The organism is Paenibacillus ferrarius (assembly GCF_002027705.1).
Classification (GTDB): domain Bacteria; phylum Bacillota; class Bacilli; order Paenibacillales; family NBRC-103111; genus Paenibacillus_E; species Paenibacillus_E ferrarius.
Window position 1 is genome coordinate 158,149 of record NZ_MBTG01000073.1, and the last position, 15,651, is coordinate 173,799.

The following is a 15,651-nucleotide window of genomic DNA, read 5'->3' on the forward strand; positions in this document are numbered from 1 at the left end:
CAAGCGATGAAATCACCAGTACATTGCGGAAAGGAGGACCACAACCATGTCATCATGGGTAAGCAATGCGAGCTTAAAGAAGATGAAGAAATACAAAATGCTTTATCTTATGTTAATACCGGGAGTCTTCTATTTGCTCATCAATAATTACGTTCCCATGTTCGGGGTAACGATTGCCTTTAAGGATGTTAACTTCGCCAAGGGCATTATGAACAGCGAGTGGGTCGGGTTCAAAAATTTTGAGTATTTGTTCAAAACAGAAGATGCTTACATCATTACAAGGAATACAATTTTGTACAACCTGGTCTTTATTGCCCTTAATTTGGCTGTCGCAGTCGCATTGGCCGTATTATTGAATGAATTGAAAAATCGTTTCTTACCCCGGTTTTATCAAAGTATCCTATTGCTTCCTTATTTAATGTCTTCGGTCATTATTGGTTATCTCGTCTATTCGTTGCTCAGTATGGAAACGGGACTCATTAACAACACGATCCTTCCGCTCTTGGGCCATGATGGAATCATGTGGTACAACGATCCCAAGTATTGGCCATACATTTTGACATTGGTCAAAGTATGGAGTACAGCAGGGTACTTGAGTGTCGTTTATTTCGCGGCTGTAGTTGGTATTGATCAGGAGTATTATGAGGCATCAACGCTCGATGGCGCCAGTAAACTGCAGCAAATTTTTAAAATTACAATTCCCCTGATTATGCCAGTTATTATCATCATGACCTTACTCCAAATTGGCCGTATTTTTTATTCAGACTTCGGTCTGTTCTATCAAGTCCCGCTTGACTCCGGTGTTCTGATGCCAACAACCAATGTTATCGATACTTATGTTTATCGGGCTCTGCTCAAAAACGGAGACATCGGCATGTCATCTGCGGCAGGGGTATATCAATCGATTGTTGGGTTTATCATCATCCTGATTTCGAACTATGTCGTTAAGAAAATTAATCCGGATAATTCACTGTTCTAAAAAAGGAGTGAGATGAAATGATGCCTAGGAAAACGGAACAGTGGGTGATGCATGGTATCTTTATCGCAATCTCCTTGCTTTGTTTAATCCCCTTCATCCTGCTTGTTGCATCATCGATATCAAGCGAGAATTCGATTATCAAGAACGGTTACACGTTGTTTCCGACAGAATTCAGTCTGGAGAGCTACAAATACTTGTTCAAGGAGCCGGCTATGCTGATTCGGGCATATGGCATCTCGATTTTCGTAACCGTAATCGGGACAGTTACTAGTTTGATCGTGATGACGCTGCTTGCTTATCCGATTTCTCGAAAAGATATGCCGCTACGAAACGCAATTTCTTTCTTTATCTTCTTCACCATGCTGTTTCATGGAGGACTTGTTCCTACCTACTTAATGTATTCGAATGTGTTCCAGATCAAAAATACGCTATTCGCCCTGCTGATTCCTGGATTACTTGTAAGCGCATTCTTTGTGATTCTGATTCGCACATTTTTCACCATGAATATTCCAAACGAGGTAATCGAGTCAGCTTATATGGATGGCGCCAGCGAATTCACAATTTTTGCTCGAATCGTTCTGCCGTTGTCTACCCCGGTATTGGGAGCGGTTGGCCTATTTCAATTGATCAATTATTGGAATGACTGGTTTAATGGGCTCATCTATATAACGGACAGCAAGCTGTACAGTATTCAAGTATTGCTCAACACCATTCTCTTGAATGCGCAATACTTGGCCAGTAACTCGCATTTTGTTGCTGACATGGGGACACCAGACGGCATTCCTAATAATGGTTTGAAAATGGCGATTGCCGCCATCGGCGTGATTCCTATCCTAGTGACCTACCCATTCTTTCAAAAGTATTTTGCAAAGGGACTTACCGTAGGTGCAGTCAAAGGATAAAGCAATAATGAGTTCCAAGAGGGTCGCAACTATTAGAATGGGAGGATCTACTATGCGTAATAGGGTAAATATTATGCTTTTGATCATGACATTGTTGTCGATGATACTGGCAGGTTGCAGCAAAGAATCGACTAAGTCTACTGTGGTTGAGGGAGATAAGGGAACGATTAAAGCCGGTGATGAGAAGCTGCCGCCATATGAGGTTAAGTTAGTATTTTATGGACCGGCTCAGAAGGATTTGGAGTTGGTTGAAAAAGAGATGAGCCAAATCACGCTCAAAAAAATCAATGCGACAGTTAAATTGGAAAGAATTGAACCAGCCGCTTGGGATCAGCAAACCATACTTATGCTCACCGGAAATGAACAAGTCGATCTAATCGTAACAGGAGGCACGGAATTTTCAAGGCAAGTAGCGCAAAAACAATTGCTGCCGCTTGACGATTTGCTTAAATCCCAAGGGCAAGACATTCTTAAAGCCCTCCAACCGGAGATATTGGAAGCAACCAAAGTTGATGGGAAAATTTATGCCATTCCAAGTATTAGAGACTTTGCCTCCAATACCAACGTTATGATGCGCAAGGATCTACTGGAAAAATATCAACTGGATGCAAGCAAGGTGAAAACGTTTGACGATTTGGATCCGATTCTGGAGACGATTCGGAAGAATGAGCCTACGATAACTCCGCTTGGCAAGCCAGGTGCTTCTGCACCTATCTTAAATCGTATATTGGAAAGCAGCTGGGACATTCTGGGTGACAATATTGGCGTATTAAATAGTTTAGATGATCTCAAGGTCGTCAATTTATTTGAGACGCCGGAGTACGCGAAGCTGTTAAAAACGGTTAGACGCTGGTATGAAGCAGGTTATATTAGCAAAGATGCTTCGACAAGCAAAGAAACAGCAGTCGATTTAATCAAGGCTAACGTCGGTTTCGGCGTCATTCAAAAAGGCAAGCCGGGTGCGCTGGCCCAGACGGAAACGCGTACGAATACGAAGCTTGAGCTGGTCAATATCGGCAAGCAAGTCACAAGTACAACCAATATTACAGCTATTATGCTCGGTATCCCTGCCAATTCCAAAGATCCGAAGCGGGCCATGATGTTTTTGAACTTGCTCAACTCGGATAGAGATTTGATTAATCTCATCGACTGGGGGATTGAGGGCAAGCACTATGTAAAGGTTGGCAAATCAATTGATTTCCCGCCTGGCGTCAATGCTACAAACAGCGGCTACAACATGCGGCAAGGGTGGATGTTTGGCAATCAGCTTCTATCGCACACTTGGATAACAGACAATCCTGATCTGTGGAACGAGATGGATCAATACAATCGAGAATCCAAAAAGTCTGCAGCCCTTGGTTTCAGCTACAACCCATCGCCGGTAAAAACGGAGTTGGCAGCGATTACAAACGTTGTTCGTCAATACCAAAGCGGTCTAGAGAATGGCGCTCTGGATCCAGAAGTCAATCTTCCTAAATTCAATGCTGCGCTACATGCGGCAGGGATAGATAAGGTCATTGCTGAGAAGCAGAAGCAATTGGATGAATGGGCAGCAAAAAACAAAAAGTCAGGGAGATGAGCGAAATGAAGATATCTATTGGCGGGTATTCGTTCCAGAACACATTTGTACAAGGTAAAATGGACGTTTTTGGTTATTTGGAAACGGTGAAATATCGTTACGGTCTGAACACGGTTGATTTGTATAACGGTTTCTTCGTGGACAAAAGCAAGCCTGTGTGGGAATTGGCCGATGATGATTATCTTCATAAAATTCGTGAAGCCCTCGATGAGAAAGAAATGACAGTCGTTAACTTTGCCATCGATACCGCTTCTTTATGGGATCTGGACAAGGAGCAACGCGAGCTGCAATATCACAATGCGTTAAAGCATTTGCGTGCAGCAGACATACTAGGCGCTAAGACGGTGCGAATTGATACAGGCGGCTCGTATTCGAATGATCCCAAAGGCGATTTCTTCGAGATGAGCCAAGAACAATTTGAGCATATCGTACAAAGATATCAAGAGTATTGCCGGATCGCAGCTGACTTCGGCAGTAAGGTTGGCCCGGAGAATCATATGGGGCCTTCTCTTAATCCTCATTTTCTGAAGCAGATCGCCGAGGCGGTCAACCATCCTAATTTCGGTATTTTGCTGCATGTTGACCGCTGGAAGGTTGATCCCGAGCATGGAGATTCCATTATCGCGCCATGGGCATGCCATGTTCATTTTGGAGGCAAAACGCTGGCTGCGGAAGATCGAGCCATTCGTATTGCACAAACGCTGCATGACAGAGGATTTAAAGATTATTGGGCAATTGAGGATAATGCGCCGGGCAATCAATATGTTCAGGTGGAGTGGGCCGTTGCCGCAATGAAAAAAGTATTATTGCATGTAAAAGAATAGAAATCAAAGGAGCGAATACAAATGAGTAAAATTCGAATTGGCATTGTTGGCGTAGGATTGATTGGTATTACGCATCTGAAAAACTATGCTCAGATCGAGCATGCTGAGGTTGTCGCTGTCTGTGATATTAATGAGCAAGCCGCCCGGCATGTAGCCGACCAGTTTCAAATCAAGGATGTATACACCGATTTCAGGGAGATGCTGAAACGGGCGGACATTGATGCGATCGATGTCTGCCTCCATAACAATTTCCATGCTCCAGTCACCATTGAAGCTCTTGAAGCAGGGAAACATGTCTATTGCGAGAAGCCGATTGCCGGGACCTATTATGACGGCAATACGATGCTGGAGACGGCCAAAGCTTGCAACAAGATGCTACAAATCCAACTGAACACCCTGTATAAGAAAGAGACCAAAGCAGCCAAAGCGTTAATTGAAGAAGGAAGCTTGGGCAAGTTGTACCATGCCAGATCAACAGGGTTCCGCCGCAGAGGACGTCCGTTCGTAGATGGCTATGGCACCAAGTTTTTCAACCGGAAAGAAACTGCAGCAGGAGGCGCCTTGCTCGACATGGGGGTCTATCACATTGCCCAGATGTTATATCTTCTGGATCTTCCGAAGGTGAAGAGCGTATCCGGCAAAGTTTATCAAGAGATGGATATGGACGAGGCGAGAAGAATCGAATCCGAGTTCGACGTCGAAGAGCTTGGTGTCGGGTTTATCCGATTCGAAGGCGGGGCAACGCTTGATCTCATCGAGGCATGGTCGATCCATATGGGAGGTTTCGAAGGGTCAAGTATGATGGGCAGCAAGGGCGGAATACGGCTTCCTTCGTATTCGTCCATATCTCAGACGAGTGGTCTTAGCTTTCATACGACCATGGCGGACATGGATATGGACAGCAACGTGAACCTGGACGACATGGAGCTCCGCTGGGGCAGGCTCAAGGCGAACTACGATGCGTACAGCTCCTCGCAGCATCATTGGATCGCGGCCTTGCAGGGAAGAGTACCCCTTCTGCCGACTGCGGAGATTGCGCTGCAGACCATGCTCATCAGCGAAGGCGTGTACCTGTCCGACCGACTGGGACGTGAAGTAACGGAAGAGGAGATCATCGCGTATTCTGAGTCAACCAATGTCAAATTGTAAGGGATGAAGGAAACATGCCGGATCATACGATTAGCCGCAATATGCTTGGAATGCTGAAGGTGTTCAACTTTGTGCTCTATGGGGCCCTGGCTATTTATAGCACATTCTTCGCGTTATATCTGAAGGATATCGGGTTTTCAAATGTGCAGATCGGACTTCTGGTAGCCGGTGGCCCGCTCATCGGACTGGTAGCTAATCCATTCTGGGCGTACTGTGCGGATCGGTTTCGCAACAACAAGCGCATTCTAATTATTTGCCTAATCGGTAACTTTAGTGTCATGCAATTTGTGTTTATGACGGAATCCTACCCATTGATTTACAGTCTGATGCTGTTTTATTTCACGTTTCAAAGCCCGCTGTTCACGCAAAGCAACAGCTTGATCCTTAACGTCATTGAGGGGACTAATCGTAAATTTGGAGAGTTCCGTGCGTGGGGGTCGCTGGGATGGGCGCTTATTGCGGTCATTGCGGGTCCGATCATTGGCTGGCTGGGAATTAACAAGCTCTGGATTGTATTCGATGCGATGCTGCTATTCGCCATATTCTTTACCTTCCTGATGCCCAGCGGCAACGAAAGGGAGCAGAAAGCGAAGTTTACAAACAAAGGCTATTTCACGGTATTTCAAAATAAATATTTCCTGATCTTCGTCTGTTTGGGCGTGCTTATATCGATCCCCAACTCGATGAATACGACCTTTCTCAGTATCTACATTAGGGGCTTAGGCGGAACTAATACGGTTGTCGGTTGGGCTGCCTTCGCCACAGCCATTCTGGAAGTGCCCGTATTTTTGCTGCTGGACCGGTATTTGAAGAAAAATTCGCGCACCATGCTGGGCTGGTTGACCGTGATCAGCCTACTCTTTTCGGCTCGCTGGTTATTGATGTCTGTCGCGAGTTCGGCTATCCAGGTCATATTCATCCAATTGCTGCATGCCATAACATTCGGTGGCTACTACTACGTTGGGACACAGCTTACTTCACACCTTGTCCCGGGGGAATACCGTTCCAGCGGGCAAGCGGTTTATGGTCTGACATGGGGAGGCATATCCGGAATCATAGCAGGGATACTCGGCGGCTGGATGTTCGAGAATCTAGGAGCAGCCGTGTTGTACCAAATTTGCTTTGGCATCACGATCTGCGGTTTTATCGGTTTCTTCTTATTACAGAATTCGTACCGGATAAATGAGCGTTATGCTAGCGCACAAAGTGAAAAAACGATGTAGTTAATGAATCAGAGCCCGAAACCCCAATGGCGGTTTCGGGCTCTTTTGTTAAGGGTAATTTTACTACGCGAGGAATTGAAAGTATTATGTAAATGTTGGGATAGCTAGTGTACAGAAATAAATTCCTCGTATAATCAAAGCAGGGATAAGTCGTAAATGTTGGAGAAGGGGATGAACTGCAGTGGCCTTTTTAAGGAAATTATCCATTCGCTCACAATTAGTGATATTGGCGATTACAACGATTATTGTTATCCTCAGTATTATCTTTCATACTTATTCTATGATGTCCGGGATGGTCACACGAAGTCATGAAGATTACGTCAAGCAAACGGTGTCAGAAATCAAGAAAAATGTGACTTCCAACAAGGATGTCATTAATAGATTGATGCAAAATATATCCTACAGCGAGGATGTACAAAGCTTTTTGGTTGAAAACAATAACTTGGCCAAATATGAGCTCTTCAAAAAACTAAATAGTTTGTTAAGCAATCAAAAAGAGCTAAAAGAAGGCATTATGGACATTGTCATCTCGGGAGATGACGGCGCTTGGGTAGACCTGAATGGCGGTCACAGTTATGTATCCCAAATGAGACAATTCATTCCGCCTAAAGTGAATGCTTATTATGCAGGGATCCAACAATTTGGCAGCCTTTATGGAACGGCGGAAGGGATTATTTTTGCTACAACCATTTATTACTTGAAACAAGGCGACCTGTTTAATACACATGTGGGGACGCTGTACTTTATTGTGAATCCGAAAGCGCTGGTTGGCGAACAGGAATATGCGACAAAGCAGACGAATACGCAAATTTATTTATTGGATCGGGATCAAAAGGTCATTACAAGCAATACAAATGAGCAAGTAGGCAGTCCATTATCGGGTATTTCTTTGGAAGATCACGTTGAAGAAGGCAAGGTGATCAGATGGAAGGGCGAGCCCTACGTCATGCAGGAGGAAAAGCTGCCGGATATTCGTGGAAGTATTTTGAGCATGGTCCCCAAAAATGAGTTGCTGCGGGATTTGCTCGATATCCGAAAGCAAGAATTAATTATTTTAAGCATCTGTTTATTTATTTTATCGATCCCCTTCATGTTCATTATTAATAACATCTTGCGGCCGATCAAAAGATTGATTTTTTTCATGACTTTACTCAAAAGAGGGGACTCTCTTCATTTCAAGCGGCGAATTTCGCTGCAAGGCTACATGGAAATTAGTATTATGGCTTCCGAGTTCAACAGCATGCTGGATGAGATTGATCATTTGACAGAGACTTTGCTTGAAACAAACACGAGATTATATAATATCGAGTTGGAAAAGAAAAAGTCGGAGCTTGCCTTTCTGAGGAGTCAAATCAATCCGCACTTCTTGTACAATACACTGGAGGCTATTACGGGCCTCGCTGTCGTAGAAGGGCAAAGTAAAATCAAAACAATGACGCGGGCACTATCCAGCATTTTCCGATACAGCATTAAAGGGGCTGACATTGTGCCCCTCATACAGGAAACCAAGATCATTGACGCCTACTTGCAGATTCAGCAAATCCGCTTTGCGGATCGATTCTCGGTACATCATGAGTTCACAGAGGAAGCGCTTGCTTATAGAGTTCCCAGAATGATCCTGCAGCCGATAATCGAGAATGCGATCTATCATGGCTTCGAGCCTTCGCTCAGAAAAGGCGAGTTATGGATCAAAGCGTCTATCGACGATCAAGGCAGGCTGGTCGTAGCCGTGCTGGATAATGGGACAGGCATAGCCCCTGGGCGATTGGAAGAACTGCGCAGCAGGCTGGCAGCGCCTGCTTCCGACTTAGCGGATTTCGAAGAACAGAAGAGCATCGGTCTCGTCAATGTCAACAACCGGATTAAGTTGATGTTTGGTGATGATTGCGGTATACAGATTGAAAGCAGCTTTGGAAACGGGACACACATTCAACTGATAATCGGTGAGAAGAGGGATCAGGATGCATAAAGTATTGCTTGTAGATGACGAAAGCTGGGTCGTGGAGAGTCTTAAGGATTTGATCGATTGGGAGCGCTATGGCTTCGAGGTAGTAGGTCAAGCTTACAACGGAACTGATGCTTTGGAAGCCATATGGAGGTACAAGCCGGATGTAGTTTTTACAGATATACGGATGCCGGAAATGAATGGCTTGGAGCTGCTTCAAAGAGGCAAATCACTGCCTTTTCCGGTTCATTATGTAGTAGTCAGCGGTTACGCGGAGTTTGCCTATGTGCAGAAAGCGTTGAATTACGGTGCGGTCGCATACTGTTTGAAGCCGTTTGATGAATTGGAAATAGCCGGAGTTCTGATGAAACTAAATCAAATGCTGGAAGCTGGCAAGCCTTCCGACGACTCATCCCTGATTCCTTGGATAGAGGACCCAAGCGCCGCGAACGAGCGGAAACTCGAGGATGAATTGATGCAGCACGGTATCTCGGATGTGGCTGTAGATGGCATCGTAATGGTCGTTTCTGTTGGCTCAGGAGAACTTCCAGATATTCATGAGCGTGTAATTAAGCTCAAAACCGGCACCTCCAAAACTGCATATTTACTAAGCGGAAGGCAAGCTGAAGCTATGCGGACAAAATGGACGCTTCAGTTTCCGGCGGGCATGATGGGAATCGGGGTAAGCAATAAAGTTTGCGAACTGAGCGGAATTAAAGGTGAAATCGCCAATGCCGATGTGATGGCTTATCAATTTTTTGTCACTAAGGACAATCGCGCGTATGAACCTCAGCTGTTCAAGGATGCTGAATTAAACCAACATATGCTTAGGATGAGCGATGCCATCCGCGATAAAGATCACAAAAGCGCTCAGCTTGTATTTAGCAGCATAGAGGACTTGTTCAGGGAGCAGGTATTATCCATACGTCATGCTTTCCAAGTGTACAATATGACCGTATCTTTTCTATTCAAGCTAGGCCAGACGGAAAATATCTTGTACAGCTACGAGCAATTGGCACAATCGTTCGATCATGTATTCGATATGATGGCCGAGCTGAGATCTCTGGCTGCCCGCTATCTGAAAACACCTGATCTGGCATTGGCAGAGACCAAGAACCAAACCTTTAACGCGATGTTCCAATTCGTCACAGAAAACTTTCAGCAGGACATATCTTTACAGGACCTATCTGAGCAATTTTATATGAATCCAAGTTATATCAGCCAACTATTCAAGAAAGAAGTAGGGGAGACATTTACCACGTATATGTCCAAGCTGCGAATCAAGTATGCTTGCGAATTATTAGATGGCAGCAGTTTGTCTATTCAAGAGGTTTCCGAAAAAATTGGCTATCATGATTATTTTTACTTTACTCGCTTATTCAAAAAAATAATGGGAAAAACACCTACGCAATATCGCAATGAACAGCTCGTGTAAAAGGGTATGGACAAATTTTAGCATTCCTATGGATGAATTATAGAAGTATCCTCGTAACATTTCTGTTGAGTCATGTGAGCGGATTATTTTCTGATAAAAGGCATAAATTGCGTGCATAGACGCTGCGGCCTCCCTCAGAGATAATAAATACATGCTAAATGGTAGCGCTTACGAGGGGGATGGCGATGGAAAAGTTAGTCGGGAAGGAAATTTATAAACGTAGGTATTTGTACTTGATACTTCTTCCTACTTTACTTTATTACGTGTTTTTTCAATATGTTCCGATGTATGGGGTTGTGCTTGCATTCAAAGAATACCATATCAAAGCAGGCATGCTGCATAGTCCTTGGGTTGGTTTAGCCAATTTCAATGAGTTGATGATACAGAGCGATTTCTGGCAGGCATTCAACAATACCATCCTTATCAGTTTAGGCAGAATCGTACTCGAGTTTCCGGTAGCGATCATTCTTGCTTTGCTGATTAATGAGGTCACGAGAGAAAAGTTTAAGAAGTTTTACCAAACTGTGTATACGTTTCCACACTTCATCTCCTGGGTGATTATAAGCGGCATCATGCTTAACTTCTTAGGCGATTCGGGGGTACTCAATCAGCTAGTTTCATCTTTGGGTTTCGAGAAATATACCTTTCTGACAGATGCCGGTTTATTCCGACCCATTTTGTTCCTTTCTAACATTTGGAAAGAAGTCGGTTGGAGCGCGATTATTTATTTGGCTGCTATTGCTGGAATTAACCCGGAAGTGTATGAAGCCGCTTACGTGGATGGCGCGAACCGTTACCAGCAGCTCTGGGCCGTTACTTGGCCATCAATCCGCGGCACTGCTGCAATCTTGCTCATATTAGCTGTAGGCAATGCGATGAATGGCGGATTCGAACAAATCTTTAATTTGTATAATCCAGGTGTTTACAAAACCGGAGATATTATCGATACGTATGTGTATCGCTCAGCTTTTGGCGGGGGATTAAGTTTCGGGGTAACAGCGGCCGTTGGACTTTTTAAAGCGGTCATCAATTTTGCGCTCTTATATTCGGCTAACTTCATGGTGAGAAGGCTTGGCGGGGAGGGGCTGCTGTAATGGAAACAACGGTGGATCAACAGAGAGCAGCTGCAAGCGTCAAGCAAGCAACCAAAAGGCGAGGAAAGGGCAATATCGCCGATATCGTAATTCATGCGGTTCTTATTCTTCTAACTTTTTGTATGATTTTTCCTTTCTACAATGTCATTTTGATGTCGTTCAGCGATTCGGTTGCGGTTTCGAAGCAAATTGTCTACTTAATTCCAACGACTTTTGATTTCTCGGCGTACAGCTATATTTTTCACGAACCGCGGTTTCTGCAAGCGCTGTATGTCACCCTTTTTGTCACCTTGGTAGGCACTTGCATCAATATGATTGTTACGGTTTCTGGTGCGTATGTTTTGTCTAAAAAAGGAATTCCCGGACAGAAATTCATCATGTCGGCTATTATTTTCACCATGTTCTTCAACGGTGGGTTAATTCCTCTGTACTTGACGATGAAAAACTATGGCTTAATCAACAATTTGCTTGTCATGATCCTGCCGGTGGCAGTCAATACATTCTATCTGATTATTTGTATGGCTTTTTTCCGGACATTGCCAGCGGCGCTGGAGGAATCAGCCAAGATAGACGGTGCCAACGATATTCAAATTCTTTATCAAATTATTTTGCCGATATCCAGACCGATGCTGGCGACCATCGCGCTTTTTTACGCGGTAGATCGATGGAATGAATGGTGGTTCGGAGTGTTGTTCATGACCGATGTCCATTTGCTTCCTTTGCAAGCGCTTTTACGAGAAATTCTTACGAACTATCAGCAGCTGTTGACCAATATCAATGCAAGCACAGTTGTATCGCAGAATACGAGCTTGCGTCCCGAGATGCTCAAAATGGCTGTTTTGGTTGTCAGCGCGCTGCCGATTGTTTGTTTATATCCGTTCTTGCAGAAGTATTTTACAAAAGGTGTCATGATTGGTTCGATTAAAGGGTAGGTAGTAGAAGCCATGAAGCTTTTATTATAAAACAGGAAAATAGGGGGATAACAAAACTATGAAGCATTTAAAATTGATTGGCACCTTATCGATAGTTTCGGTGTTGCTCACATCGCTCGTTACCGGCTGCAGTCAGAAACCGGACAAGAGCCCAACCTCCTCAACGGCAGCAGGCACAGCCAAAGACGGATCTTCGAAAGATCATCTAACGATCTCTCTTTCTTGGTGGGGCATTGGGGTCGGCTTTGAGAAACATGATGAAATCTTGCAAAAGCTGGAGAAGGACTTCAATGTGACGTTCAAGGCCATGGATATCGGTTGGGACAATTATAAGGAAAAATCGCAAGTATGGGCTGCGGCTGGCGAACTGCCAGATATTATTACCCACAGTATGACCAATGATATTCCGGCAACTTACAACGAGTGGATCAAACAGAAGCTGATTCATGCCTTGCCGGATGATTTAAGCAAATATCCGAATGTGCAAGCGATAGCCAAAGCGAAGGACGTTCAAGGCATTTATAGAGACGGGAAGCTATATGCGATACCGCGTATGACTTATCCCAATACGGATCTATGGGCGGTAGACCGCGCGATTTATGTTCGGAAGGACTGGATGGATAAATTAGGGATCAAGGACCCGCAAAACTTCGATGAATTTGAAACGATGTTGAAAGCGTTCGCTGAACAGGATGTGGATGGCAGCAACAAGAAAGACAAGACGGGGATTGTCATGAATACGCTCGGCTATTTCAATTCAATCTTCGTTCCGACGTTCCCGCAGTTCGGCAATAAAAGCTGGCTGAAGGAAGACGGGAAATGGATACCATTTTATGCTTCCAAGCAAATGGATGCTGTCGTTGTACAAGCGCGTAAACTGTATGCAAATGGTGCGATGGATAAAGACTTTGCGGTGGAGAAAGCGGGAGAGGGGAACCAAAAGTTTTATCAGAATAAAGCAGGGGCCTTGGCGCTTAATGTAGATTCGGTTAAAGGGTCGAGCGGGGTCAAAGCTGAATGGGAGAAAAATAATCCGGGCCAAAATTTCTTTGATCATGTGAAGCTTCTTCATCTATGGCCTGCCGCAGACGGCAATGTGTATCGTCATACCACAACTTCTTGGTGGTCTGAAAGCATGATCAACGCGGATGTCGACGATAAAAAAATGGATCGTATTTTACAAATTTATAATTGGCTGCTATCTCCTGCGGGCAAAGAGATGTTCGACTATGGCATTGCGGGCAAGGATTACACGAAGGATGGCGATAACTATACGGTCATTCGGCCCAAAGACGAGAAGGGCCAGTTTATCGATTTGAAGAAAGAATATCCTTCGATTGATATCATCTCGCAGCTGGCTTCTTGGAGAAATGCCAGCTCGATAGAAGATAACGCAGCGAACAGAACGACCTTTGGAGAAGAGCCTGTGAAGTTTATTCAAAATGAGTTGAAGTGGCAAATGGCGAATGCGAAACCGATTCCGACCGCATTCGAAATTAGCACAATGTCCACGCCAGCCAAAGATAAGCTTTCTGCGATCAACTTCGACGATGATTTCACCAAAGTCATTTTGGGCAAAGACGACCCGGTCAAAATGTGGCATGATATCCTGAAGGGCTACGACAGCAAAGGCTTACAGCAAGCTATTACGGAAGTAACGGCAGAAATGGCTAAGCAAAATAAATAAAGAAGACGAGATAACCAAGGGAATGTTCTGCAAGCTTCAAGCAGGACATTTCCTTGGTTGCGCATCGAGGAAGCGAATAGATCTAGATCAGGGAGGATTATGCCAATGCCAATTCACGAGCTTAACACCGGTTCCACCCCTACGGTAATCCGTGTTACCGATTATGGAGCAGTTCCCGATTCAGGGCAAGATGCTGTTGTTGCTGTGAGGAAAGCGATAGATGCTGTTAAAGCTGTTGATGGGGCTGCCGTGCTTGAGTTCCCCGAAGGCCGGTATGACTTTTTCCCCCAATATGCTGCCCCAATTCCCTACTATATTTCGAACACCACAACGGAAGAAGAAAACCCTGACATTACGAAAACAATTGGACTGCTATTCAAGGGGATTCGTCACTTAACGGTGGAAGGGCACGGTTCGCTGTTCCTATTTCACGGGAAAATGACGATGATCGTGCTGGATGATTGCGATCATATAGCGCTAAATAATTTTAGCACGGATTTCGAACGTCCTACGATGTCAGAGATTACAGTTGAAGCGGTGGGGAGCCAGCATCTGGACGTTCGAACCCATGCGGATTCCTGGTATGAGTTCAAAGCGGGAGCGCTTAGCTGGATTGGCGAAGGCTGGCGGTATACAGATGGACCCGCACAAGAATATGATCCTGAGACTAATACGACGTATCGTGTTCCTAACCCGATAACAGAAGCCATTCGTATAGAGGAGCTTGAGCCTTGCAAACTGCGGCTTCACTATGATCGCTTGCCGGCAACGAAAGTTGGACGCGTGTTTCAAATGCGCGATGGAATTCGGGATCAAGTGGGCATATTTATTCATCAAAGCACGAACATCAAGGGAACCTCTTTGAATATTCATTATATGCATGGTTTAGGAATTGTCGGGCAATTCAGCGAAAATTTGCTGTTTAATCACTTGCGCTTGGCACCGCGACTGGAAGCCGGCCGCACTTGTGCTGCTTTTGCTGATTTTATGCATCTATCGAGTGTCAGAGGGATCGTGAGCATCGAGAACAGCCATTTCGAAGGAGCTCATGATGATGCGGTCAATGTGCATGGAACGCATTTGCGAATTGTTGATCAGCCAGCTCCCCATCAAATAATTGTACGCTACATGCATGGGCAAACGTATGGTTTTGATGGGTTTTTCTCAGGTGATACGATTGATTTCGTGCGAGCGGCTTCGCTTACTGTATATGCTTCATGCACGGTGAAGAAGGCAGAACGAATTACTTTGCGAGATATGTTGCTAACACTCGAACAATCCATTCCTGAAGAGATAGAAACAGGAGATGTCGTCGAGAATGCTTCATGGACACCTGAAGTCGATATTCGCAATAATCGTTTCTTGCGGATTCCTACCCGCGGTATTTTGGTTACGACAAGGAAAAAAGTCGTTATTGAGGACAATCAGTTCGAAGGAATGGGAATGAGCGGAGTTTTGATAGGCGATGATGCGCAAAGCTGGTATGAGTCAGGTATGGTAACCGACGTCACGATTCGTCGTAATCGTTTTGTGAATTGCGGAACACCGGTGATTCACATTGCTCCGGAAAATGAGGACATGCATGAGGGCAGCCCAGTTCACAGACATATTCGTGTTGTAGACAATAAATTCCATCTCAATGGATATCCTCTCGTACACGCCAAAAGCACGCAGGGACTGCAAGTTCTGAACAATGATGTTGTCGGGTCGACGTTCAATGCCCATTCCGATGCAGCCAGTTTAATCAACTTGGAGGCTTGCAGTGAAGTGGTTATCGATAATAATACATTCACACAGTTAGGACCCTGTAACCATGTCCAAATAAAACATATGAAGCCGGATTCGGTGGTGATTTCGTCGGAACAGGGCTTGAAAATTCATTATGAATGAGAACGGAGGATA

The 15,651-nt window shown here is 44.7% G+C and carries 12 protein-coding genes; all 12 read left to right on the forward strand.

The features are described from left to right. The first annotated feature begins 46 nt into the window (after positions 1–46). Positions 47–979: an ABC transporter permease gene (locus BC351_RS40790; RefSeq protein WP_244209355.1), complete on the forward strand. Its 933-nt coding sequence runs from the start codon at positions 47–49 to the stop codon at positions 977–979. A gap of 17 nt (positions 980–996) precedes the next feature. Continuing rightward, positions 997–1,881: a carbohydrate ABC transporter permease gene (locus tag BC351_RS40795; protein WP_425270971.1), complete on the forward strand. Its 885-nt coding sequence runs from the start codon at positions 997–999 to the stop codon at positions 1,879–1,881. Positions 1,882–1,933: 52 nt separating this feature from the next. Next, positions 1,934–3,460 (forward strand): ABC transporter substrate-binding protein, encoded by a 1,527-nt coding sequence (locus BC351_RS40800; protein ID WP_158082399.1) that lies wholly within the window; start codon positions 1,934–1,936, stop codon positions 3,458–3,460. A gap of 5 nt (positions 3,461–3,465) precedes the next feature. Further along, a complete protein-coding gene (locus BC351_RS40805) occupies positions 3,466–4,284 on the forward strand; it encodes a sugar phosphate isomerase/epimerase family protein (protein WP_079421412.1) in 819 nt (272 codons plus the stop codon). A 21-nt stretch (positions 4,285–4,305) separates the two neighbouring features. Beyond that, positions 4,306–5,433 carry a Gfo/Idh/MocA family protein gene (locus tag BC351_RS40810; protein WP_079421413.1) on the forward strand — a complete coding sequence of 376 codons (1,128 nt, stop codon included), beginning with the start codon at positions 4,306–4,308 and terminating at the stop codon, positions 5,431–5,433. 14 nt (positions 5,434–5,447) lie between these two features. Beyond that, positions 5,448–6,656: an MFS transporter gene (locus BC351_RS40815; protein ID WP_079421414.1), complete on the forward strand. Its 1,209-nt coding sequence runs from the start codon at positions 5,448–5,450 to the stop codon at positions 6,654–6,656. A 181-nt stretch (positions 6,657–6,837) separates the two neighbouring features. After that, entirely contained in the window at positions 6,838–8,625 is a 1,788-nt protein-coding gene (locus BC351_RS40820) for a sensor histidine kinase (RefSeq protein WP_079421415.1), read from the forward strand. Then, positions 8,618–10,036: a response regulator transcription factor gene (locus BC351_RS40825; RefSeq protein ID WP_079421416.1), complete on the forward strand. Its 1,419-nt coding sequence runs from the start codon at positions 8,618–8,620 to the stop codon at positions 10,034–10,036. Before BC351_RS40820 ends, BC351_RS40825 begins: the two co-directional genes overlap by 8 nt. 185 nt (positions 10,037–10,221) lie before the next feature. Beyond that, positions 10,222–11,130 carry an ABC transporter permease gene (locus tag BC351_RS40830; protein ID WP_079421417.1) on the forward strand — a complete coding sequence of 303 codons (909 nt, stop codon included), beginning with the start codon at positions 10,222–10,224 and terminating at the stop codon, positions 11,128–11,130. Beyond that, positions 11,130–12,062 carry a carbohydrate ABC transporter permease gene (locus tag BC351_RS40835; protein WP_079421418.1) on the forward strand — a complete coding sequence of 311 codons (933 nt, stop codon included), beginning with the start codon at positions 11,130–11,132 and terminating at the stop codon, positions 12,060–12,062. The genes BC351_RS40830 and BC351_RS40835 overlap by 1 nt, the downstream gene beginning before the upstream one ends. 58 nt (positions 12,063–12,120) lie before the next feature. Further along, positions 12,121–13,749, forward strand: coding sequence for a type 2 periplasmic-binding domain-containing protein (locus BC351_RS40840; protein ID WP_079421419.1), 1,629 nt, complete (start codon positions 12,121–12,123; stop codon positions 13,747–13,749). 105 nt (positions 13,750–13,854) lie between these two features. Then, positions 13,855–15,639 (forward strand): right-handed parallel beta-helix repeat-containing protein, encoded by a 1,785-nt coding sequence (locus BC351_RS40845; protein WP_079421420.1) that lies wholly within the window; start codon positions 13,855–13,857, stop codon positions 15,637–15,639. Positions 15,640–15,651: the final 12 nt, after the last annotated feature.